Origin of the sequence: Pseudomonas leptonychotis (assembly GCF_004920405.1) — a bacterium.
In the GTDB taxonomy this organism is placed as follows: domain Bacteria; phylum Pseudomonadota; class Gammaproteobacteria; order Pseudomonadales; family Pseudomonadaceae; genus Aquipseudomonas; species Aquipseudomonas leptonychotis.
On sequence record NZ_RFLV01000001.1, the window covers coordinates 422310 to 446044 of the forward strand.

The window sequence follows — 23735 nt, forward strand, 5'->3', positions numbered from 1 at the left end:
TCCAGAGTGCACAGCGCGCCAACTTCTTACAAGTGCGCGACGCTGCGGCCGCACTTATCGGCCCAGGCACTAGTCTTAACTGTGCAGCCCGCCAAGAAACGGCGGGCATAGAACAGACACGAGGCCATCATGAAGATTCGCGAACTTGTTCAGCACTGGCAGGAAAATGCCCAAGGGAGGCTGAGCGCAACGCCTTATCAGATAAGGCTCGATCTGGAAGCCGCCGCGCGCCTGGCGGCATTGCAGGAGATGTACCCCAAGCACCACGTTGAAGAACTGCTGGGGGAATTGCTCGGCGCGGCGCTCGATGAGCTGGAGGCCAGCCTGCCCTACGTTCAAGGCAGCAAGGTGGTGGCCAGCGACGAGCAGGGCGACCCGTTGTATGAAGACATCGGCCTGACGCCGCGCTTCCTCGCTCTGTCACGCCGGCATCTGCAGCGCCTTAGCGAGCAAGAGAAACCGGCGGGCTAGGACTAAGAATATGCTCACGATCTCGCGAGCTAGAGACCTGCAAGGCAAAAACAGACGAGGAAGCGGAGTTTACTGGTGTAAATGAGCATTACTCGTTTCACTCGCCCTACGGGTCGCGCTAAAGCGCGTTAGCCGCAAGCGGCCTACCGAGCCTGTTTTTAACGCAGCAGGGCCGACGCGCAGCAGATCGGGTTGAGTTTACTGACCTTCGCTGCAACGCACGGCCTGCTTGCGCCGGTCGACCAATACACCGCTCAGGCCTTTCTGCTCTAAGTCAAACATCACCAGCACGCCATCAATGCACTGGGCGACCTGGCTGGCAGGTTTGAGCGAAACTTTGTAGTCCTCACCCGGCACAGTTTTGAGCATGGTGAACTCGGACAGCAGCAAGGCATCTTCCGGTTTGGCGATATGCAGGTAGCCGTAATAACCGAGCACAGCCACCGTGGCGCAGATGCTGCCGATAGCGGTAAGGATTAACGGAATGGGGTTTACTTCGCTCATAACAGACTCTCGGAATTTTTCAGTTAGCGGGCTCAGCACAGGCGGCGCAGCTTGCAGCAAAGCCTCACGCCTGCAAAGACCCAGATTGCCGCATCATTTATTGCCGCCGGCACGCACTTCCTCACGGGCCTTGAACGTCGCCTCATAGATGCGCTCGGCCAGGCGCGAGAACGGCAGGCTCTGCACCCACACCGTACCGGTGCCCTTGAGCGTGGCCAGAAGAATACCTTCGCCGCCAAACAGCATGCTTTTCAGGCCACCGGCCAGGGCAATGTCGTAATCGATGCCGGCAGTAAACGCCACCAGACACCCGGTATCGAGGCGCAGGGTTTCATTGTTCAACTCTTTGCGGATCACCGTGCCGCCTGCGTGCACAAAGGCCAGGCCATCACCTTCAAGTTTTTGCAGGATAAAGCCCTCACCGCCAAAGAACCCTGCGCCCAGGCGTTTGTTAAAACTGATACCAACCGCGGTGCCATAAGCGGCGCAGAGAAAGGCGTCCTTCTGGCAGATCAGTGTGCCGCCATGCTCGGCCAACTGAATGGGCACCACGGTGCCGGGATAAGGCGCGGCAAAGGCCACGCGCGCCTGGGCTTTACCGGCATTGGAGAAGTGCGTCATAAACAGCGATTCGCCGGTCAGCATGCGCTTACCCATGCCCCATAGCTTGCCTAGCACGCCTGTGGCGGCGCCATCGCCCATACGCGTTTCAAAGCGCACGCCGTCAGTCATGTAATTCATAACACCGGCCTCGGCGATCACCGTTTCACCGGGATCGAGAATGATCTCCACGCTCTGCGCGGAGGCGCCGAGGATTTCGTAGTCGAGTTGATGACTGGGCATATTGGCTCCTTGGCGATGCGGGCAAAGCTGCCCGGATGAGACTCGGTTTTGTAGGAGCGGTCCATGACCGCGATAGGTCACCCAGGCAAAAGGGCTCGCGGGCATGGCCCGTTCCTACGCCCTACAACGGGGGATCATGCCATCAGAGGATATTGGCGTAGTCGGCTTCGATACGATCCAGACTCAGGTGATTGAGGAAGTTGGAGAAGCACATCCAGGCCGACAGCGAGTTGAGGTCGCTGAACTGCGGTGGCAGGTACTTGGGCGGCGTTACTAGCCCTTCATCGACCAATTGGCGCAGGGTGCGCATGTCTTCCAGGGTGGTTTTGCCGCAGAACAACAGCGGAATTTGCTCCAGCTTGCCTTTACGCACGGCCAACTGGATGTAGTTGTAAACCATGATGAAGCCTTTCAGGTAGGACAGGTCCTTGGTGAACGGCAAACCGGTGGGCGTTGAGCCACGGAACACCCGATTGGCGTTGCTGTAGCTCTGCTCTTGGCTAAAGCCCTGCTCACGGTAGAAGTCGTATACCTGCAAGAAATCCGCGCCCTCTTCAGCCATATGAATGGCGCGGGTGCGGTTAGTCAGTTTGCGCAAGCGAGTTGGGTACGAGGCGAAGGTAATGACCTCCATCAGAATCGCCAGGCCTTCCTGGGTGACGGTGGAGGATGGCGGCCCCTTGGCCAGAAAGGTGCAAATTGGCTGATTCTGGCCATTCAGCGTGGTCGCCACATGCACCAGCCCTTCATGCACCTCAAGCGCCTTAACGTCACGCTCGTTGAACATGGCATCGGCGCGGATCTTGATGTAATCGGCCCCAGCGGCCGCATCAGCGAGAATGCCATCTGACTCAAACACCCGAATGGTGCTTTCTTCTTCGCCAAACACCTTGTTTAAGCGGTGCTGCAACAGGCTAACCGCCTCTTGAGCCGTCAGGTTTTTGGCTTCGTCCTTGAGATCACCGCGCTTGTCGATGTTGTTGAGGAAGCCGGAAAACATCATGCCCAGATCCGCCAAGGTCGGATCGCCGGCATGGAAGGCATCGGAGGCCGCACCGTAAAGTTCCTGACTGATCAGGCCGAAGTCTTCGGTGCCGCGCGCTTCGAGCATGCGGATAACCATGCGGTACTCACGGCACATGCGCCGCATGATCTTGCCCACCGGGTTGAACTGGCCGAGCTGACGGGTGATGTCGCGCTCGATATTCTGGAACTCCAGTTTCTTTCCTGCCGCATCAAAGGGCAGTGGCCGGCTGGCGTAATAGGCACGATCAACGGCGGGCTGTTGTTTACCCTTGTGTTTGAGAAATTCGCTGCGAATCGAGTCATCCCACTTCACCGCGTCCAGTACGCGAATCGGCGTTTGCGCCTCGACAATCCGGTCGGATAGCGCGCGCACAATCAACTGATAGTCATCCAACACGGTATGCGTATTCATCCTTACGGCCTAATCCCCAGCACGCTGGTAGCGCGCAACTTCGATAAATACATCTGAATTGGCTTGATCGTCGAGGTAGGCAAATACCCGCTCAAGTGGACTGCTGATCAGCACACCCTCGCCTTCAGCCGCTTCAATCACCTCGCCGTCCAACACGCCCTGTTCCAGTTCCTGGAGGACACGGTCGATGTCCAGGTTGTAGATCACCAGCTCATTGTTGGTGGTCAGTTCAAAGCCGGCAATGGCGAAGTTGGCACCCATGCGCTTTGGCAAACCCGCAGACAGGTACCAGCGGCGGCCGTGATGGGCCACAGTAAAGCCATATTCTTCGACGCTTTCGAGGTTATCCAGGCTGTCGACATAGGCGCGGGCCTTGTAGACGTTGGAGCCGGCACGGGTAACCTGCAAAAACACTTGCTCGCCCCACTCATTCTGGCGTGACCACTCGCCAAGCAAGGGGATCGGAGCGGCCTCATTGGCTGGGATCGGGTCCTTGAAAGTAACCAGGCAACCGCCCAGTAACAGGAAGGACACGGCAAGCAGCACACGCCAGGCGATCATTGAGCTCTCCTTGGAAAATGGATGGACCCGGTTACAAACCCAGTACCAGGTGCATATAGCGTTTAAGCATGGCCAACATCTCTTCGCTGTCCAGATGATCGATGCCATCGAGCAGGCCTTGATACTCCATGCGCACAATTATCGCCGTCAATAGCTTGGCATCCTGCTCCGCCTGCTGCGAGCCCAGGACTTCGAAGAAGTGCGTCACACCTTGCAGCAAAATCTGCCGGTGAGCACGTACCAACTCATGCAACCGCGGGTTGAGCAACGCTTCTTGCTGAAACGCTTGTTCGGCCAACAGGTGTTCGCGGCGATTCAACAATTGCTGGCGCACATACTCCACGGCCAGCCGGGCGATTTCATTGGCCAGACGCCGACGCGCCTCAGCGCTGCCGTCCAAACGGCTGACTTGCTCACGCAGCAAGCCTTCGGTGCCACTCCAAAACTGGCCCATATGCGCCGCACTGCGCTCGACAAACTGAGCGAAGGTGTCGGTGATCAGGTCGTTGATGTCTTTGAAGTAATAGGTGGTCGCCGACAACGGCACTTCGGCCTCGGCAGCCACCGCACGGTGACGCACGGCACGCACGCCTTCACGCACGATAATGCGCATGGCCGCGTCGAGAATGGCCTGACGGCGCTGCTCACTGCCTTGACGGCTGGCTTTGCGACCCTGGTATTGAACGCTCTCAGCAACGGCATTAGCCACCAGTGTGGCGCTATCTTGGGCGGGCTTGGCTGTCACAGTAGGGCAATCCTCTCTCGGTTATTCACGATGACATATGACTTAGTCAGTAAATCGCAAAGATAGTCCACTGGCAGGCAATAAAAAGCCGCCCTTAGGCGGCTTTTTCAGCATCAGGCTTGTGGGCGCATGTGTGGGAACAGAATCACGTCACGAATCGACGGTGAGTTGGTCAACAACATCACCAGGCGATCGATACCGATACCTTCGCCAGCGGTCGGCGGCATGCCGTACTCCAGCGCGCGAACAAAGTCAGCATCGTAGTGCATGGCTTCATCGTCGCCGGCGTCTTTGTCGGCGACCTGGGCCATAAAGCGTTCCGCCTGATCTTCCGCGTCATTGAGCTCGGAATAGGCGTTGGCGATTTCGCGACCACCGATAAACAGCTCGAAGCGGTCGGTGACATTCGGATTGTCGTCGTTGCGGCGCGCCAGTGGCGAAACCTCGAACGGGTACTGGGTAATGAAGTGTGGCTGTTCCAGCTTGTGCTCGACCAGCTCCTCGAAAATCATCACCTGTAGTTTGCCCAAGCCTTCAAAGCCCAGCACCTTGGCGCCGGCCTTTTTGGCGATGGCGCGCGCTTTGTCGATGTCATTGAGATCATCGGCAGTCAGCTCAGGGTTGTACTTAAGGATCGAGTCAAACACCGACAGACGCACGAACGGCTCACCGAAGTGGAACACCTTGTCGCCGTAAGGCACGTCGGTGCTGCCCAGAACCAGCTGGGCCAGTTCACGGAACAGCTCCTCGGTCAGGTCCATGTTGTCTTCGTAGTCGGCGTAGGCCTGGTAGAACTCGAGCATGGTGAACTCGGGGTTGTGCCGGGTCGAAACACCTTCGTTACGGAAGTTGCGGTTGATTTCGAAGACCTTCTCAAAACCGCCAACCACCAGGCGCTTGAGGTACAACTCCGGCGCGATACGCAGGAACATTTCCATGTCCAGTGCATTGTGGTGGGTTTCGAATGGCTTGGCTGCGGCGCCGCCAGGGATGGTCTGCAGCATCGGCGTTTCCACTTCAAGGAAATCACGCTGCATCAGGAAGCTGCGGATGTGCGCGATCACTTGCGAACGTACGCGGAAGGTCTGGCGCACGTCTTCGTTGACGATCAGGTCAACATAACGCTGACGGTAGCGCTGCTCGGTGTCAGTCAGGCCGTGGTGCTTATCTGGCAGCGGACGCAAAGACTTGGTCAGCAGACGCACGTCGGTCATTTCCACGTACAGATCACCCTTGCCGGAACGGGCCAGGGTGCCTACGGCGGAGATGATGTCGCCCATGTCCCAGCTTTTTACGGCGGCCAGGGTTTCTTCAGACAAGGTCTTGCGGTTGACGTAGACCTGGATGCGCCCAGTCATGTCCTGAATAACCATGAACGAGCCACGGTTGAGCATGATGCGACCGGCAACCTTGACTGGAATGGCAGCCTCGGCCAACTCTTCCTTGGTCTTCTCGGCGTACTGTTTCTGCAGGTCGGCGCAGTAGTTGTCACGGCGAAAATCGTTGGGGAAGGCGTTGCCCTGCGCACGGATGGCAGCAAGCTTTTCTTTGCGCAGGGCAATCAGCTTGTTTTCTTCCTGCTGCTGGTCTTCGTGGGAAAGGGCTTGCGGGTCGAGTTGTTGGTCGCTCATGGTCGTTCGTCAGTCCTGTAAATCGTTGGTTGGGCGTGGCCCCGGCTGAAGGTTGAACGGCGCACCGGCCAACCTGCCTAAAACCATCACGCGGTGGTTACAGCCCTTGTTTCAGGCTTGCCACCAGATATTCATCGATGTCGCCATCAAGCACCTTGTCGCAGTCACTGCGCTCAATATTGGTGCGCAGATCCTTGATTCGCGACGCATCGAGCACGTAAGAGCGAATCTGATGGCCCCAGCCAATATCTGACTTGGAGTCTTCCAGCACTTGCGAGGCGGCGTTGCGCTTTTGCACTTCCTGCTCGTACAACCGCGCACGCAGCATCTTCATCGCGGTGTCTTTGTTGGCGTGCTGGGAGCGCTCGTTCTGGCAGCAGACCACAGTGTTACTCGGTACGTGGGTGATACGTACCGCCGAGTCTGTGGTGTTTACGTGCTGACCACCGGCACCGGATGAACGATAGGTGTCGATACGCAGGTCAGACGGGTTGATCTCGATCTCGATGTTGTCATCGATTTCCGGCGAGACGAACACCGCAGTAAACGAGGTGTGCCGGCGGTTACCGGAGTCGAACGGGCTCTTGCGCACTAAGCGGTGCACGCCGATCTCGGTACGCAGCCAGCCAAAGGCGTATTCACCCTTGATATGCAGAGTGGCGCCTTTGATCCCTGCCACTTCACCCGCGGACAGTTCCATGATGGTGGCATCGAAGCCACGCTTATCGGCCCAGCGCAGGTACATGCGCAACAGCATGTTGGCCCAATCTTGCGCTTCGGTGCCGCCGGAGCCCGCTTGGATATCGAGGTAGGCGTTGTTGGGGTCCATTTCGCCGCTGAACATGCGGCGGAACTCGAGTTTTTCGAGGATATCGCGCAGGCGCTCAACTTCGCTGACCACATCAGCCACAGCGCCTTCGTCGTCTTCTTCAACGGCCATGTCGAGCAGATCACGGGAATCGGCAAGGCTGCTGTGCAGGTCATCCAGAGTGTCAACGATCAGCGCCAGGGTGGCGCGCTCGCGGCCCAGATTCTGCGCGTACTCAGGATTGTTCCAGACGTTTGGATCTTCGAGCTCGCGGTTTACTTCGACTAAACGATCATGTTTGTGATCGTAGTCAAAGATACCCCCGAATGGTCAGGGTGCGCTCGGACAGATCCTTGATGCTGTTGAGGATCGGGTTGATTTCCATAATGGTCGGCACTCGCAGGCGATTAGAGGTGTACAGCAGCCCGGTGCGGTCCGATAGCCAGCCTTACGGCGGCTGATCGGACACGGCAACCTGACCGTGGCCCCGAAGTTTCAGAAAAGCCGGCGAGTATACCCCAGTCAACGCCGCGCTGGCAGCCCACCACGAACACCGCTAGGCGGCTAGCGGTCGACCATTCGCCCTGCATCGCGCCTCAATCTGGCTCCGCGATGCCCACTTGATTACGCCCATTCTGTTTGGCCAGGTACAAGCCCCGATCAGCCAGCTCGACCAGGCAAGTCGGCTCCATGTCCATACGCGGCGTAAGTGTGGCAACACCCAGGCTGATGCTGACGGTCGACATCGGGGCGGGTTGCTCATGGGGAATCGCCAAAGCCTGTACGCAAAGCCGCACTTTCTCCGCGAACAAGCGTGCCCCGCCCCGCGAGGTGCCCGGCAGGATCATGACGAACTCCTCGCCGCCATAACGCGCTGCCAGGTCTGAAGAGCGACTGCACATGTCGCTCAAACAAGTTGCCACTCGGCGCAAAGCTTCATCGCCTTCCACGTGCCCAAAGCGGTCATTGAAGGCCTTGAAGTAGTCCACATCAATCATCAGCAACGACAACTCGCTTTGCTCACGCAGCGCGCGCGCCCACTCGCTGTTCAAGCAATCATCAAAATGACGACGGTTGGCCAGGCCCGTGAGGCCGTCAGACCGCATCAAGCGCTGCAGCACCAGATTGGTCTCCAGCAACTGCTGCTGGCTCTCACGTAAGGCACGAAACGCTTCATCACGCTGTTGCAGGGCCAGATAGGAGCGCGAGTGGTAACGAATGCGCGCTACCAGCTCAATCACATCGGGCAATTTGACCAGATAGTCGTTAGCCCCCCGGGTGAATGCAGCGCTTTTGATCTTGGGGTCTTCTTTGGTGGACAGCACGATAATGGGCACATCCTGCAGCGTGCGGCGGCTGCGGTACTGGGCCAACAGTTCGAGGCCATCGACCCCTGGCATGACCAGGTCCTGCAAAATCACCGTCGGCTTTATTTGCTCGGCCAAGGCCACCGCCTGCAGAGGGTCCGAACAGAAGTGAAAACTAATGTTTGGTTCAGTCGCCAAGGCCCGACGCACGGCCTCACCAATCATCGCCTGGTCGTCTACCAGCAACACCATCAACGGAGTAGATATCGGTGCATCCTCCTGACCACCGCTAAGTTGAGGAAAACTCTGCATACCACTCTCTCCAGGCTTAGCGCCCATTATCGTTATAGACCCTGCAACATCCACGCGCACTTAGCCCCCTGCAGCCATTAATCAAACAACGCCACCAGCCGTCGGCCTATATCGGCCAAGGGTAATATTTCCACGGCCGCATCAATCTGCGCTGCCGCTTTGGGCATGCCATAGACCGCACAACTGGCCTGATCCTGAGCAATGGTCATAAAACCACGACGACGCATGCTCAAAAGCCCCTGAGCGCCGTCCCGGCCCATGCCGGTGAGCAGCACACCAATGGAATCACCGGCCCAATTGGCCACCACGCTGTCAAAAAACACGTCAATCGAGGGCCGGTAAATGTGCGCACTGGGCTCGGCGCAGTAGGTCAACTCGCCATTGGTCTGCAGAACCAGGTGGTCATTGCTGCCCGCCAGTAACACCGTCCCCGGCTGCGGCACATCGCCTTTGCGAGCCAGGCGCACCGGCAATGTTGACTCACTGGCCAACCACTGCGCCATGCCGGCAGCAAATGTCTCGTCAACGTGCTGCACCAGCACCACGGCGGCGGGAAAACCCTGTGGGAGCTGCTTGAGCAACTCAACCAAAGAAGCAGGCCCACCCGCCGACGCACCAATAGCCACCAAGCGCTGGCGACAACTGTTGCGATCACGCTGAGCCGGCTCGGTCGTTTTAGGCGCCGCTTTGGGCACCAGCAGCAGGCCCAAGTTATGAATCTTGCGCAGCAAAACGGCGGCTTCTGGCAACCGTGCGTCCCCCATCGCAGGCGTCGCCACTACATCAAGTGCGCCATGCCCCATGGCTTCAAATACGCGGCTGACGTGGCGCTCGACATCCGAGGTAACGATCAAGATGGCGCAGGGGGTGTGCGCCATGATCTGCCGAGTGGCCTCAACGCCATCCATGTCAGGCATCAGCAGGTCCATCAACAGCAGATCGGGGGTGTCTTCCTGGCAACGCCGCACGGCCTGCGCGCCGCTGCCGGCCACCCAGACCACCTGATGTTCGGGAGCATGCGCCAACGCACGACGCAACGCCTCGACTGCCAGCGGCATGTCGTTGACTATTCCGATTCTCATCCCTGTGCCTCGCCTATTAGTACCTGCACCGCATCAAGCAGGGCTTCGTCATGAAAGCTGGCCTTGGCCAGGTAGTAATCCGCGCCGGCATCCAGCCCCCGGCGGCGATCCTCTTCGCGATCTTTATAGGACACCACCATCACCGGTAACGTGCGCAACCGACTATCGCGGCGTAGCAGCGTCACCAGCTCGATACCATCCATGCGTGGCATGTCGATGTCGGTTATCAGCAAATCAAAGTGTTCATCACGCAGCGCATTCCAACCATCCATGCCGTCCACGGCTACCGCCACGTCATAGCCTCGACTGAGCAACAGCTTGCGTTCAAGCTCACGTACCGTCAGGGAGTCATCGACCACCAGCACACGCTTGCGCGTGGCTTCTTGAGCACCTTGGCTGCGCCGGTCAACCCGTTCCAGATGGCCACTGCCCAAGAGCTTGCTAATCGAGCTGAACAAATCCTCAACGTCGAGAATCAACACCGGTGAGCCGTCATCCAGCAAGGCGCCGGCCGCGACATCGCGGACCTTGCCCAGCCGCGCATCAAGCGGCATGACCACCAGTGTGCGCTCGCCAACGAAACGCTCCACGGCAATGCCATAGAGGTTGTCGCGTTCACGGATCAGCACCAGAGGGATGCCAGCCTCTTCGGTACGCCCCTCGGGACGCTGCAATAACTGGCTGGCGGCGATCAGGCTGACATGACGATCGCCATGCCAGAAATGCTGACGCCCCTCCAACTGCACAACATCCTCTGCGCTCACCCGCAGCATTTGCTCGATATGCGCCAGGGGGAAGGCATAGGCTTCACCTGCAACCTCCACCACCAGGCTGCGCACCACCGAAAGGGTCAGTGGCACTTGCAGAATAAAGGTACTGCCCTCGCCACGCCGATGCGTCAGGCTCACGCTGCCGCGCAATTGACGTAGTTCGTGCTGCACCGCGTCGAGCCCCACACCCCGCCCGGACACCTCGGTGACCTGGTCGCGCAGACTGAAGCCCGGCAAGAATAAAAACGCCAGCAGCTCGTCCTCACTCAACCTTGCCGCCGTTTCGGCGCTGGCAAACTTACGCGTCACCACCACCTCGCGCAGGCGCTCCACATCAACCCCGGCGCCGTCATCACTCAATTCCAGCACCAGCATGCCGGCACGGTGACGCGCGCGCAGCAACAGCCGGCCCTCCTGCTCCTTACCCCTGCGTACACGCAATTCGGGCGGCTCAATGCCGTGGTCAACGGCATTGCGCAGCAAGTGGGTTAAGGGGGCGTCCAGGCGTTCGAGCACATCGCGATCAACTTGTGTAGCTTCACCCTCGATGTCCAAGCGTACCTGCTTACCGAGAGAGCGCCCCAGGTCACGCACCATGCGCGCACGCCCAACCAGCACATCGGCCAACGGCCGCATACGCGAAGACAACGCCGCATCGTAGAGCGAGCGACTGCGTAGGCCGCCCTCCCAGGCAAACGTATCAAACGCTTCAAAATGTTCCTGCAGCAGCTGCTGGCATTCATTCAGTTGCGCCCTGGATTCCTCCAGCAGCGCCAGCGCCTGCGGCTCTAACGAGCTGCCCAGGGTCACGTCGCGCAAGGTATCCAAGGTACGTCGCAACGAGGACTGCTGACGTTTAAACCGCTGCAACGAGTCAGCCAACGGTTGAATGCGTTGAAACTCGACCAGAGCTTTACCCGACATGTCCAATAAATGATCGAGACGCTCGGACGAGACCCGCAACACCCGCCCACGGCCATCATCCAGTGGCTCCTCGACAGGCTCAGCAGAAGCCTCCAGGGCTGGCATCTGCGTGCCCTGCGCGGCGGGCTCGTCTGCAGATGCAGATACAGCCAATCCTAGGGCGGGGACCGCTGCCGCCAATTGCTGCTGCAACAGACTCACCAACTGCTCAACCCGTTCAGCCGATGGAGCGTCCGCCACCACCTGCGCACCCACCCGACGTAGCAGGTCGGTGCCCTGCAACAAACCATCAATCTGTTCAGGCACTAAACGCAGTAAGCCTTCCTGAGCGGCAACCAGTAAGTCCTCCATGGCGTGAGCAACTTTCACCCCGTCCTCTAAACCGACGATGCGCGCAGCGCCCTTGAGCGAATGCGCCGCCCGCATACAGGCTTCCAGCTGCCCCGCATGATTGGGTTCGCGTTCCAACACCAAAAGGCCGCTATCGAGCACTTGCGCCTGGGCATCTGCTTCCATGCGGTAGAGTTCCAGCAGCGAGGCATCCCTCATCTGATCGGGCGTCATGCAAAACTCCTGCTGATGGCCTGACGCAGCAGCTCATCATCGAGCTGGGTAATGCTGCGTCCCTGCCACTGCACGACGCCACTGGCAAACTGGCTGACCGCCAGGCCACCATCGCGCACAGCCGGCTGCACGCTGCGCAGGGGGATGGCATGAATACCGTCCACTTCGTCGACCGGAATCACCACCGGCCCGCCTTGCCCAGCCAGGATCAGCATGCGCGCAATAACGCGTGGCCCCGCTGCCGATGCCGCGCTGGTTGCGATGCCCAAGAGTTCGCCAAGCGCTACACAGGCCACCAGGGTGCCACGCACATTGGCCACGCCGAGCAGGCTGCGTGAACGCTGATGGGGTAACGAATGAATCGGCATCTGCGCCACCACCTCAACCAACCCGCGCGTTGCCAGTGCCAACCATTCCTCGGCAACCCGGAATACCAGCAGCGAACAACGCTCAACGGCTTGTTCTTCTAGAACAGGCTCGACATCACCTTGCACTGACGCATAGCGCTCCAGCAGGCGAATCGCGGCGCCAGCGTGCACTTCACAATTACGGCAGTGCACATGCTCGCGTAGGCGTTCACAGCTTTTATCGCCCTGCACGCCGATACGATTCCAGCAGTCATCGATCACTGCAGCGCTCTCCACCAGCATCAGGTTATCGCTCATCACGTTTCACTCCTGAAGGGCTGGCACGGCTTACGCGTTGTTGTAACCGCTGGGCACCGCCATGATCACCTCGCGCCGCCAGTAATGCGGCCAAGTGCACCAGGCTCGCCACATGCTCGGGCTCCAGGTAAAGCGCTTTGCGGTAGTAACCCTGCGCCGTATCGCCCTGCCCCGCCATGTCATTGAGCAAACCCATCCAGTAGAACGTATCCGCGTTAGGGCCGTGCTTGAGCAGATAACGTTCGCAATCTTGCAGCGCCTCAGCACTGCGCCCGGCATCCGCCAACTCAGCAATTCTGGCCAACGCACTGGCGGCACCGTCGAGCCGCGCGACAGACTCGGGGGCCGGCGTCATGCTCGCTCGTGCGCGAGGGGGTTGTGGCATCGGCACTGGCCGAACAGGGGCTGGCGCGATTACTGGCGCCACTGCGGCCAATTCAGGCGGCGCAACCGCACGTTTGAAGGCAAAGGTCAGCGGTGCGCCCAGGGCTCGCATGCCACGCTGAGTCAGCAAACTGGCCTCAGCAGGGCCGACAAAGAAAGTGCCATCCTCGTGCAACAGGCCCTGCAGCCGATCCAGTACAGCGTTCTGGGTCGGGCGATCAAAATAAATCAGCAGATTGCGGCAGAAAACAAAATCGAAGGGCGCTTCGCCGCCCAGCACGTGGCTGTCCAGCAGGTTGCCACAGCGCAGCTTGACCCCATCACGCACCCGCGCCTGCAACTGATAACCGCTGGCCGTGGCAGCGAAATAACGGTCGCGAAAACTCAGGTCCTGGCCGCGAAACGAATTGCGCCCGTAGTGCCCAAAGCGCGCCAACTCCACCACTCGGGCACTGACGTCCAACGCTTCGACCTGGAACGCGGCCGGGGCGAAACCGGCGTCCAGCAATGCCATCACAATCGAGTAGGGTTCCTCACCACTGGAACACGGCAGACTCAGTATCCGTAGCGGACGACTGCCTAACAGCGCGGCTTTACGTTTAAGCGCCAGGTTGGCCAATGTGACAAAAGACTCCGGGTAACGAAAGAACCAGGTTTCCGGCACCACGACGGCTTCCACCAACGCCTGTTGCTCGCTGCTCGAACGGCTGACGAGCAACCAATAATCAGTATCGGTAGCAAGGCTCAGCGCCTCCATACGCTGGCGCATGGCTCGTTCTACCACCGCCCGCCCTACCGACTCAGCCTCCAGGCCGATCAGCTGTTTGAGCAGACGCTCCACCTCAGTAATCATGCGGCGTCGCCCGGCGCGGGGAACAACAGCGCACACACATCAGCGGGTAGCAAGCCGGCGACCTCAATGCACTGAATCAGCCCGAGGGGCGAATCTTGTAACGCCCCCAGATACTGCGCATCGCCGGGTTTCAGGCCTGAATCACGAAAGGCACTGGCCTGCAGGCGCAGGGTGTCAGTGGCTTTTTCCAACACCAGGCCGAGCACACGATTGGCTGGGCGGTAATGCACTAAGACCAATCGCGTACTGATCAGCGCAACGGCGGGGCGACCACAGGCACGCATCAGTAAATCAATCACCGGCACTGACGCGCCGCGGTACTCGAAGCCTCCAGCGACCCAAGCAGGTGCCTGCGGAAATGCTTTCAGACGACGTAATGGCAGCACCTCGACCACTTCATGCACATTGAGCGCGTAGCGGTCCTGATCCAGGTTAAACAGTAAATAGAGCTCACCAGCCTCACGGCTGAGTGATACCTGGCCGGCACTTGGTGTGTTCATGCTCAGACCTTGAATCGGCTGACGCCGCTGCGCAGGCTACCGGCCACTTGATTCAACTCATCAATGGCCGCGCCGGCTTGGCGTAACGAGTCAACCGTTTGCCCGCTGGCTTCGCTCAACTGCACCAAGGCTTGAGTAATCTGTTCAGCCCCCGTCGCTTGGGCTTGCATCCCCTCATCCACCATCTGTACACGGGGAGCCAGAGCCTGCACCTGATGAATAATCTGCGACAACTGATCACCCACCTGGGCCATCTCACTGTTACCGCGACGCACCTCTTCAGAGAATTTATCCATGCCCATAACCCCCGCCGACACCGCCGACTGGATTTCACGCACCATCTGTTCGATGTCATAGGTGGCGACAGCCGTCTGGTCGGCTAAACGCCGAACCTGGGTTGCCACTACAGAGAAGCCACGCCCGTACTCACCGGCCTTTTCCGCTTCAATGGCCGCATTCAAGGACAGTAAGTTGGTCTGGTCCGCCACTTTAACGATGGTGGTCACCACATGATTGATGTTGCCGGCTTTCTCATTGAGGATCGCCAGCTTGGCATTCACCACGTCAGCCGCCCCCATTACATGACGCATCACCTCTTCCATGCGGGCCAGGCCCATCTGACCAGAGCCGGCGAGCACCGAGGTGTGTTCGGCCGTACTGGACACCTCACTCATGGTGCGTACCAGATCACGCGAGGTGGCGGTAATTTCACGCGAGGTGGCGCCGATTTCGGTCGTCGTAGCGGCCGTTTCCGTAGCGGTGGCTTGCTGCTGCCTGGACGTGGCCGCAATCTCGGTGATCGACGTGGTCATCTGCACGGCCGAACGCTGCGCTTGGGCCACCAGAGCCTTGAGCTCGTCCGCCATGCTGTTGAACCCTTCCTCGATGGCGTTGAACTCATCACGTCGGCCCATGGCCAGGCGCGCCGAAAGGTCTCCTGAACCCAGCACCTTAAAGGTATCCACCACCGTCGTAATGGGCTGGCTAATCGCCCGCTGCAGGCTCACCGAGCTCAGCGCCGCCACGCCCATTACAATGAGAATGGCCAGCACCAGGCTCAACTTGGTCACCTCGACATCCGTCACAATTTGCTGCACCGATTGCTCGGCATACTGTTGGTTAAGCTCGAACAGTCGAGTCAGGGCGGCCCGCGCCTCCAGCCAGGCTGACAGCAACTCGCCCCGACCCAGGCGTGAGGCTTCAAGGTCGCGCCCCGATGTAATCAGCTCAAGTAACTGCGCGTGCAGCGCCAAATACTGGTCACGTTTAATTAAAAAATTCTGCGCTTCAAGACGATCCTGTTCAGTGTTGATGGTGCCCTGGTAGGCCGCCCAGGTTTTGTCCATCCGCTGAGACAATTCCGCAAACGCCTTGCGCTCACTTGCATTGAGGCTCAGCCCGTCCACGCTATCGCGGCCAACCATCAGCAGGCGCTGGCTTTCCATAAGGTGATCAGCCCAGGCCAAGCGCATCAAACCGGCTTGCTGCATGCCCGGCGCGGCCGATGTACTCACATGCGTGGCGGCCTGCTCGACCGTGGCCAAACGGTAATAGGCCGTGGCAGAGAGCAGCAAAAGAATCACGACCACAACGGAAAAGCTCGCGATGATGCGTTGCCGCACAGTCCAGTTCTTCACAATATTCCCCACTCGGTTAAACGTACCCGGCCAGCCAGATGCTGATCGCGCGCAGATGCGTAGGACTCTAGAGTTTGCCCAAGCCGGCGGCAAGCATTGAAACGCCACAGAGCCACGAGGCACTGACGCTTAGCCTGAGCGCAACGCAGCTGAGCTAGACTGCTAACAATCCGCCGGAGCCTTACTGGGTTCAGTTCTTGAAACCGCTTGATGCCTCTGACTCAAGCCCCACGGAGTTGCCTTAGCATGGGTAGCCTACGCAGCCGCTTTGCTCTTTTGATTGCCTTGTTAGTAGCAGGGCTGAGCTGGATGCTCGGTAGCCTGATTGGCCAGGACGCTAGCCAACGCATCCGCGATGAAGTCGGCCGGGACCTCGCTGAAGTGTCATTTATGATGGTTGATCGCCTGGACCGCGACATGCAAAACCGCGCCGCGATGTTGCAGGTGATTGGCAAGCTGCGCGCACTCAGCCAACCGGACGATATTACTGAGATCCGTGTGCTGCTCGACCGCTTGCAAACCGAGTTCCCCAGCATCGCCTGGATTGGTTATACCGACGTCAAAGGTACGGTACTGGCCTCCAGCGATGGCGTGCTCGAAGGCGCCAGCATCGCCCAGCGCCCGGTGTTTCTCCAAGCGCAGAAACAAGTGTTTATCGGCGACGTTCATGAAGCCGTACTACTGGCCAAACTGCTGCCTAACCCAACGGGCGAGGCGATGAAATTTGTCGACATCAGCCTGCCGGTGTTTGCCGCCGATGGCAGCCTGGTCGGCGTGCTGGCCTCGCACCTCTCTTGGTCCTGGGCGGACGAAGTGCGCCTGGCCATTCTTGAGCCGATCCAGAAGCGTCGCAATGTCGAGTTCTTCGTGATCGGCCAGGACCGCACCGTGCTACTCGCGCCTAAGGAGATGATCGGCCAGCGCCTGCACCTGCCAGCACTCAACGAGGTGACGCAAGGCAAAGACCTCTGGGCCGTGCAGGAATGGCCGGACGGCAAGCAGTACCTGACGGGACTGGCGCTGAGCCAAGGCCATATGGACTACAAAGGCCTGGGCTGGACGGTGATCGCTCGCCAGCAACTAGATGAAGCCTACGCCCCGGCGCGCGAAACAAGGCGCTACATTCTGCTGTGGGGCATTGGCCTGGCGGTATTATTTGCGCTGGTCGGCTGGCTTTTGGCCGGCTATTTCACCCGCCCATTGCGCCAGATCGCCGAAGCGGCGGACCGTCTCAGCGCCGGTGAAATCAGCATGATCCCCGCGCTAAAAGGGACCCGCGAGATCGAGACCCTCAGCGATTCAATTCGGCACCTGGTGGACAGCCTGACGCGCCACCAAACAGCCTTGGGGGTTATGGAAAATCTCGCCCATCATGACGCACTCACAGGCTTACCCAACCGCGTCGCACTGGAAAGCTATCTGCCGCGTGCACAACAACGCAGCCAGGCCAATAGCAATTGCCTGGCGTTGTTCTACCTAGATCTGGACGGCTTTAAACCCATCAATGACCAGTTTGGCCACGCCGCAGGTGATTTGGTGCTGCGCGAAGTGGCCATCCGCCTGCGCGGCTGCCTGCGTGAAGGTGATCTGGTCGCACGGCTTGGAGGCGATGAGTTCTTGATGGTGCTCCAGGTACCCGGTGGCGAGGCGTTAGCCCAAGCTCAGCTGGTGGCTGAGCGCACCCTGGGAGCGCTGAATGCGCCCATCGACCTGGGCAACCATCAGGTTAAGGTCGGCTGCAGCATTGGCGGCGCGCTCTGGCCATTAGACACTAGCAACCTAAGCGAGGCGCTGGAACTGGCTGATAGGGCCTTGTACCGCGCCAAACATACCGGCAAGCATTGCGCGGTGTTCCATGCAGCCAGCAAACGCTAAACCTTATTGAGCCCGCAGACGCAGCAACTGGTCGGCGAGCTTGGCGGCATGCCGCTCGACAACCAGCGGCACCAGATTGTCGTTGTAGCCCACCAGGCGTGGGTAGATAAACTTCCAGCGCGTCAACGCTCGCTGCAAGCGTTGCTGCTGCGCGTCGGTCACTTCTGTGGCGAGGCTGGCGAGTTCGGCATCCACCTGCTTGGCCAGCACGTCGATATCCTGGTTCAGGTAATGCTGCTGTTGCTCCGGCAGGGTCTCGATATCCCCCACATAAGCACGCGCGGTATAGCGCGCCGCCAGGTATTGCACCTTGGCAGGCAAGCTTTGCAACCGCAGATCGGCAGCAGGCAGGGGCTGCGCAAGGCCTTTTAGCAGTTGTTGCTCAAGCGCCTCGAAGGCTGCGACCAGCTCGCGCTGGGCTTTGCTGTACTGAAAATTGAATTCCCAGGGCAGATCAGGTTCACCAGGGTTATACGCCAGCGCTTGCTCGACCAGCGCCGCGAAGGCTGCCAGAGACGGCGGCAGCTGCTCCATCGCCAAGCGTGCGGACTCGGTCAGAGGTTGCGCCTGCAAGGTCGCCAGGTTTGCACGCAACTTGCCCAGATCGGCCTGCACCTTGGCCGCCAACTCGGCATGCCCGCCCTCACCACGATGGATAAACAGATCGGTACTGGTTCGAAACACCAGCACCTGCGCACTTTGCAGCTGGGTCAGCGCTACGTCAGGCGCGGCTTGGACTATCGAGCTGAACACAATCAGCGCCAAGCTCAGCAGACAATTGGTGTAGGTGCGGTGCATCGGGCGTCCATCCATAGAGGGAAAGGCGCCGATTATAGGGAGGCCGCAAGCTAGCGGCCAGAACCCTTGGCAGATGGCTGCTACGCGCTATTAGCCCGCCACCAGCTCCTGGCGCACCTGAGCCTCAAGCTCGGTCTTTAGCGCTGGATCCAACTTGAGCTGACGGGCCAGCTCTTCCAGATACGCACGCTCCATAAAGTGCTCCTCATCCACCATCAGCACGCTGGCCACATACATTTCCGCCGCCATTTCCGGCGTACTGGCTGCGCGAGCTATTTCGGCAGGATCCAGCGGTTTATTCAGCTCGGCCTGCAACCAATGCTGTAATTCGGCATCGTCAGTGAGTTTGACCAGCTCGCCTTCAATCAACTGTCGCTCGCGTGCATCGACATGGCCATCGGCTTTAGCTGCACCCACCAGCGCCTTGAGAATCGCCTGGCTGTGCAGCTCGGCCTGCGGCGCCGGCAAGCGATCCAGGGTTTGCGGCTCGCCCTGCGGAGCATTGGCCTGCTGCGCCTGCCAGTTACCATAGGCTTTGTAAGCGACCACACCGAGTGCAGCCAAACCGCCATAGGTCAGGGCTTTGCCGCCCATTTTGCGCGCACTCTTGTTACCCAGCAGCATGCCCAGAGCACCCGCGGCGAGCGCACCACCACCGGCACCTTTGAGTAGAGTGCCTAGATCCCCGCCCTTACCACCTTGGCCTGCACCGCCAAGCAAACCACCTAGGCTGCCGCCGAGACCGCCAGTGGAGCCGCCGCCGGATTTCTGTTGCAACAGGTCCTGGCCGGATTTCAACAACTGATCAAGTAATCCACGGGTAATCATCAAGCGCTCTCCCTAAAAATAGTTGTACCGGTACATGGATCGATTCTAGAGAGAGAGGTTTCTCGCCACCTAGCCTCAGAGTGCTTCGAAAGATTGCCAGCGGACTCAAAAACAGGGAAAAACGGCTACTCGTCGGTTAACCGACGCTGAATCTGTCAAATAGTGGTCAGCATCACATAAGCGCAGTATTTGGCGCCGGTAGGATGGCGCGATAAATCGCCCTCAAACGGTCAAGGCTATGCATACAGCCGACACCGGAGTCCATCCATGCTGCGACACACACCGCTTGCCGCCCACCGCCTACTTCGCTGCCTACTCGCGAGTTGCTGGCTGTTTAGCCCAGTGCTGGTGGCCGATGCACCGGCTACCCAGCGCAGTGCTTTGTCAGCAGCGCTCAGCGACACGCGCCTGGCCAGCTGGCTCAACCTGCTCGACCATTCAGCCCAGGATGACGAGCGCGTGCAACTGGAGCGGGTTAACCACTTCATCAATCGTTCGGTGAGTTTTGTCAGCGATCAGCAAGCCTGGGGCGTCGAGGATTACTGGGCCACGCCGGCGCAGACACTTAGCCTAGGCAAAGGTGACTGCGAAGATTTCGCCATCGCCAAATACTTCAGTTTGGTGCGCATGGGTGTGCCCAGCGAGAAACTGCGTCTGACCTTCGTCAAGGCACTCAAGCAGAACCAGGCGCATATGGTGCTGGCCTATTACCCCAGCGCCAGCGAGCAGCCGCTGATCCTCGACAACCTCGACCCGCGCATTCTCCCGGCCAGTGAGCGTGGCGATCTGTTGCCGGTGTATTCCTTTAATAACCACGGCGTGTTTCTGGCCAAAACGCCGCAACGCGTTAGCCAGCCGCCGGAGTTTCTGGCGCGTTGGAATGAACTGAGCGAACGCGCGCTGGCCGATGGTTCAGCCGCGCCCTCACCGCAGGGCTAACACCTATCAGCGCGGGCTAAGATGGGCAATCAACAGCTGCACGCTTTCCTGCCCACGAAACTCATTCACGTCCAGCTTGTAAGCCAGCTCCACCCAACGCACGGTCGGGTTCGGCCAGATCTCGCGGTCCACACCAAAGGCGATGCCATCGAGCTGTACGCTACCGCACTCGCTTTTCAACACCACCTTGAGGTGCCGTTCGCCGACCACGCGTTGCTGCACCAGCTGGAATACGCCATGAAACAACGGCTCGGGAAAGTGCTGCCCCCAAGGCCCGGCATTGCGCAGTTCCTTGGCCAGTGGCAGGTGGAACTCTTCGATGGACAAGGCGCCATCGGACAGTAGGCGACCGGTTAAGTCGTCTTCACACAGCTGGCGACGTACTTCGGCATCGAAGGCCGCCGCAAACTCCGCGAAATGGGCTTCAGGCAATGACAGCCCTGCAGCCATGGCATGCCCACCAAATTTGCTGATCAGCTGCGGATGCTTGGCCGCCACCGCATCCAGCGCATCACGGATATGAAAACCAGGAACCGAGCGCGCCGAACCTTTCAGCACGCCGTCGCCGGCATCGGCAAAGGCGATGGTCGGGCGGTGATACCGCTCCTTCATGCGCGAGGCAAGGATGCCGATCACGCCTTGGTGCCAATCGGCCTCGAACAGGCACAGACCGAAGGGCATGTCTTCCAGCGGCAGATCCTTGAGCTGGGCCAGCGCCTCACGCTGCATGCCTTGCTCAATGGCCTTGCGGTCCTGATTGAGCTGATCCAGCTGCACCGCCATGTCGCGGGCCAGGGCTTCGTCATCACAGAGCAGGCATTCGATGCCCAGCGCCATGTCATCCAGACGCCCCGCCGCATTCAATCGTGGGCCGAGGATAAAACCCAGATCAGTGGAGGTGATACGCCGATGATCACGCCCCGCCACCTCGAGAATCGCGCGCAAGCCCGGCCGCGCCCGGCCGGCACGAATCCGCGCCAAACCCTGATGCACCAGAATGCGGTTATTGGCATCCAGCGGCACCACGTCGGCAACGCTGCCCAGAGCAACCAGATCCAGTAACTCGCCCAAGTTAGGCTCAGGGCGCTGTTCATTGAACCACCCCATCTCGCGCAAGCGCGCACGCAGGGCCAGCAGCACATAGAACATCACCCCAACCCCGGCCAGCGCCTTGCTCGGGAATTCACAACCGGGCTGGTTGGGATTAACGATGGCGTCCGCCGCCGGCAACTCGGCACCCGGCAAGTGGTGATCGGTCACCACCACAGTCAGGCCAGCGGCCTTGGCCGCCGCAACGCCTTCGACGCTGGAGATACCGTTATCCACGGTAATCAATAGCTGCGGCTGACGCTCAAGCGCCACCGCGACGATCTCGGGAGTCAGGCCATAGCCGTATTCAAAGCGATTAGGCACCAGATAATCGACATGGGCGGCGCCGAGCATGCGCAGCCCGAGCATGCCCACTGTGCTGGCGGTGGCGCCGTCAGCATCGAAGTCGCCGACGATCAACATGCGCTGACCTTGTTGCAAACCCAGCACCAACAAATCGACGGCCGCGCTCATGCCCTTCAGTTGCTGATACGGAATCAAGCGCGCCAAGCCCTTATCCAGCTCGGCAGCCGACTGCACGCCGCGAGCGGCATACAAACGAGTCAACAACGGCGGCAGAGCGCCCAGGTCGGGCAAGGTGGCAGGTAACGGGCGGGCTTCGATGCGCATTAGGGTTCCGGTACAGACAAAAGGCAAGGCATACACAGGCGCTTAAGTAGCGCGCCTAGAGCCGTAGGATGGGTCGGGCCGCGCAGGTTGAGCGCAGCGATACCCATCCTGTGCTGTAGCGATGGGTATCGCAGGCTCAACCCATCCTACAAAAGCGACATTCAGCGTTCGCCAGCCAGCCACTCGATAGGCAACTCATGCTGGCCGCGCTCATCGGTGACGAACAGCTCGCCGTCGCTGATCATCACGCTCCAGTTCAGCGAACGCGGCATGTCCAGCGCCAAACGGGCCAAGGCTTCTTGGTCGAGGGCGACGACATTGATGTTTTTCAGGCTGCGAACGGGGTCGAGAGCCTTGGTTTGCCACACGCGCAGGTTGCCGTAGGCCACCAGGCTGAACTTCTCAGTGCGCCGCGAGCACCAGGTGATGCGGTCGCTGTCCGGTTGCCCGACCTCAATCCAATGCAGCACGCGATCATCCAGGCTCTTTTCCCACAGGGCTGGTTCATCCACATCCGACAAACCGCGACCGAACGCCAGGTGCTCGTGATAGAACAAGGCATAACCCACCAGCCGGGCAGCCAGGCGCTCTTCGGTTTCCGACGGGTGCTTGGCAACGGTGAAACGCAGGTTTTCATAGACGCTGCGGTCCATGTCGGTGAGGTTCAACTCGATTTTGTAGGTCGTAGACGGCAGGGCCATGGAGGGGCTTCTTGGCTGGGCGAAAGAGCGTAAGTCTAACCCGAAACGCTCCTCGCCGAACCGATCCGCCCACTCAGCAGCGTATTTGCTGCTCGATACCGCTTTCAGGATCGCGGTAGTCAATGATCGCCTGACACGTGCTCAGATCAACATACAAGCGGCAGTAATGCTCGCCATGGCGCCAGGCCATGGCCACGCTGCTACCGATGCGCTTGGTGGTGTAACCGAACGCATCCAGGCGGAACAACTTGACCCCACGCGCGGTGAGAAACGCCAGGTAACGCTCCATCAGCTGGTAGGTTAGCGGTGATTCGTAGTTGAGGTCGATCTGTCGCTCGGTGAAGGTGCACCACACCCGGCAGGTCTCGCCATTAGCCAGCAGCACGTCGCGAAACGGCTCTTTTTCCTTGCGGATATGAATCTTGGCCAAGTCTTCCAGGCCAATCTCGCCGAGCTTGTCCACCTGAACGAACAGCTCGGCATGCACTGAATCCTGACCCTTGGCGACAAAATCGAGAAACTCCGGCGACTCGTCCGAAATGTGGCTGATCACCAGATCAACGCACAGATCGAAGCGCGCAGATATCCGCTCGACATCGGCCCAGTCGCCGTAGCGCGGGTCGACCTCCATATGGGTCAGCGGCGAGAAGCCACCATCGGCATTGGACGGATACATCGGCAGAAGATGTACGCCACCGACTGCATCCGTTAAGTGCTGCTCAAGCAAGCTGTAAAGATTACTCAGGTTGCCACCCAAGCGATCTGGATAAGTGATCAACTGAACCGCGTTACGCAATGCCATGCTCACCCCTCATTCGCCGGTACAACTGCCCACTACACAGAGCAGGGCTAGAGTGACCTTAACGAGGTATGCCG

Annotated in this window: 22 protein-coding genes; 3 read left to right on the top strand and 19 right to left on the bottom strand. The window is 59.5% G+C overall.

Features of this window, described 5'->3' with window-relative positions; translation table 11 throughout:
- The first annotated feature begins 129 nt into the window (after positions 1-129).
- Positions 130-471, top strand: coding sequence for a pilin assembly protein (locus tag D8779_RS01925; RefSeq protein WP_136662781.1), 342 nt, complete (start codon positions 130-132; stop codon positions 469-471).
- A 198-nt stretch (positions 472-669) separates the two neighbouring features.
- Here D8779_RS01925 and D8779_RS01930 read toward each other — a convergent pair whose 3' ends face one another.
- The 14 genes from D8779_RS01930 to D8779_RS01995 all read right to left on the bottom strand — a co-directional run bounded on the left by D8779_RS01930 (position 670) and on the right by D8779_RS01995 (position 15999).
- The gene (locus D8779_RS01930; protein WP_136662782.1) at positions 670-975 is read right to left on the bottom strand and encodes a PA3694 family proteiin; all 306 of its coding nucleotides are present in this window, start codon (positions 973-975) and stop codon (positions 670-672) included.
- Positions 976-1068: 93 nt separating this feature from the next.
- Positions 1069-1818: a TIGR00266 family protein gene (locus D8779_RS01935; protein WP_136662783.1), complete on the bottom strand. Its 750-nt coding sequence runs from the start codon at positions 1816-1818 to the stop codon at positions 1069-1071.
- A gap of 142 nt (positions 1819-1960) precedes the next feature.
- Positions 1961-3256, bottom strand: a complete 1296-nt coding sequence (locus tag D8779_RS01940) for a flavohemoglobin expression-modulating QEGLA motif protein (RefSeq protein WP_205895775.1) — start codon at positions 3254-3256, stop codon at positions 1961-1963.
- Positions 3257-3265: 9 nt separating this feature from the next.
- The gene (locus D8779_RS01945; protein ID WP_136662784.1) at positions 3266-3817 is read right to left on the bottom strand and encodes a hypothetical protein; all 552 of its coding nucleotides are present in this window, start codon (positions 3815-3817) and stop codon (positions 3266-3268) included.
- 31 nt (positions 3818-3848) lie between these two features.
- A complete protein-coding gene (locus D8779_RS01950) occupies positions 3849-4562 on the bottom strand; it encodes a TetR/AcrR family transcriptional regulator (RefSeq protein ID WP_136662785.1) in 714 nt (237 codons plus the stop codon).
- Positions 4563-4675: 113 nt separating this feature from the next.
- A complete protein-coding gene (lysS, locus tag D8779_RS01955; RefSeq protein WP_136662786.1) occupies positions 4676-6193 on the bottom strand; it encodes a lysine--tRNA ligase in 1518 nt (505 codons plus the stop codon).
- 97 nt (positions 6194-6290) lie between these two features.
- Positions 6291-7386 (bottom strand): peptide chain release factor 2 gene (gene prfB, locus D8779_RS01960; protein WP_136662787.1). Its coding sequence is split into 2 segments (ribosomal slippage): positions 6291-7313 and positions 7315-7386, totalling 1095 coding nucleotides; the frame shifts between segments, so codons are not numbered across the junction.
- A 211-nt stretch (positions 7387-7597) separates the two neighbouring features.
- Complete coding sequence (locus D8779_RS01965; RefSeq protein ID WP_240789669.1) at positions 7598-8620, bottom strand: diguanylate cyclase; 1023 nt, start codon at positions 8618-8620, stop codon at positions 7598-7600.
- A gap of 77 nt (positions 8621-8697) precedes the next feature.
- Positions 8698-9702 carry a chemotaxis response regulator protein-glutamate methylesterase gene (cheB, locus tag D8779_RS01970; RefSeq protein WP_136662788.1) on the bottom strand — a complete coding sequence of 335 codons (1005 nt, stop codon included), beginning with the start codon at positions 9700-9702 and terminating at the stop codon, positions 8698-8700.
- Positions 9699-11960, bottom strand: coding sequence for a hybrid sensor histidine kinase/response regulator (locus D8779_RS01975; protein WP_136662789.1), 2262 nt, complete (start codon positions 11958-11960; stop codon positions 9699-9701). The genes cheB and D8779_RS01975 overlap by 4 nt, the downstream gene beginning before the upstream one ends.
- Complete coding sequence (locus tag D8779_RS01980) at positions 11957-12625, bottom strand: chemotaxis protein CheW (protein WP_136662790.1); 669 nt, start codon at positions 12623-12625, stop codon at positions 11957-11959. Before D8779_RS01980 ends, D8779_RS01975 begins: the two co-directional genes overlap by 4 nt.
- Positions 12615-13862, bottom strand: a complete 1248-nt coding sequence (locus D8779_RS01985; RefSeq protein WP_136662791.1) for a CheR family methyltransferase — start codon at positions 13860-13862, stop codon at positions 12615-12617. The genes D8779_RS01980 and D8779_RS01985 overlap by 11 nt, the downstream gene beginning before the upstream one ends.
- On the bottom strand, positions 13859-14362 hold the full coding sequence (locus D8779_RS01990; RefSeq protein WP_136662792.1) for a chemotaxis protein CheW: 504 nt from the start codon (positions 14360-14362) through the stop codon (positions 13859-13861). Before D8779_RS01990 ends, D8779_RS01985 begins: the two co-directional genes overlap by 4 nt.
- 2 nt (positions 14363-14364) lie before the next feature.
- Entirely contained in the window at positions 14365-15999 is a 1635-nt protein-coding gene (locus D8779_RS01995) for a methyl-accepting chemotaxis protein (RefSeq protein ID WP_136662793.1), read from the bottom strand.
- 246 nt (positions 16000-16245) lie between these two features.
- Here D8779_RS01995 and D8779_RS02000 point away from each other — a divergent pair, with 246 nt between their 5' ends.
- Positions 16246-17874: a sensor domain-containing diguanylate cyclase gene (locus tag D8779_RS02000; RefSeq protein WP_136662794.1), complete on the top strand. Its 1629-nt coding sequence runs from the start codon at positions 16246-16248 to the stop codon at positions 17872-17874.
- A 3-nt stretch (positions 17875-17877) separates the two neighbouring features.
- On the opposite strand, the gene D8779_RS02005 is transcribed toward D8779_RS02000, so the two are convergent.
- Together D8779_RS02005 and D8779_RS02010 are read right to left on the bottom strand one after the other, a co-directional pair.
- Positions 17878-18672: a hypothetical protein gene (locus D8779_RS02005; RefSeq protein ID WP_136662795.1), complete on the bottom strand. Its 795-nt coding sequence runs from the start codon at positions 18670-18672 to the stop codon at positions 17878-17880.
- A 90-nt stretch (positions 18673-18762) separates the two neighbouring features.
- A complete protein-coding gene (locus D8779_RS02010; protein WP_136662796.1) occupies positions 18763-19500 on the bottom strand; it encodes a tellurite resistance TerB family protein in 738 nt (245 codons plus the stop codon).
- Positions 19501-19767: 267 nt separating this feature from the next.
- Here D8779_RS02010 and D8779_RS02015 point away from each other — a divergent pair, with 267 nt between their 5' ends.
- On the top strand, positions 19768-20439 hold the full coding sequence (locus D8779_RS02015) for a transglutaminase-like cysteine peptidase (protein ID WP_136662797.1): 672 nt from the start codon (positions 19768-19770) through the stop codon (positions 20437-20439).
- Between the two features lie 6 nt (positions 20440-20445).
- Here the strand turns inward: D8779_RS02015 and recJ are convergent, their stop codons facing one another.
- From recJ to D8779_RS02030, 3 genes are all read right to left on the bottom strand, one after another.
- Positions 20446-22158, bottom strand: a complete 1713-nt coding sequence (recJ, locus tag D8779_RS02020) for a single-stranded-DNA-specific exonuclease RecJ (protein ID WP_136662798.1) — start codon at positions 22156-22158, stop codon at positions 20446-20448.
- Positions 22159-22319: 161 nt separating this feature from the next.
- Positions 22320-22859: a YaeQ family protein gene (locus D8779_RS02025; RefSeq protein ID WP_136662799.1), complete on the bottom strand. Its 540-nt coding sequence runs from the start codon at positions 22857-22859 to the stop codon at positions 22320-22322.
- A gap of 73 nt (positions 22860-22932) precedes the next feature.
- Positions 22933-23661: an alpha-amylase family glycosyl hydrolase gene (locus tag D8779_RS02030; protein ID WP_240789670.1), complete on the bottom strand. Its 729-nt coding sequence runs from the start codon at positions 23659-23661 to the stop codon at positions 22933-22935.
- Positions 23662-23735 lie beyond the last annotated feature (74 nt).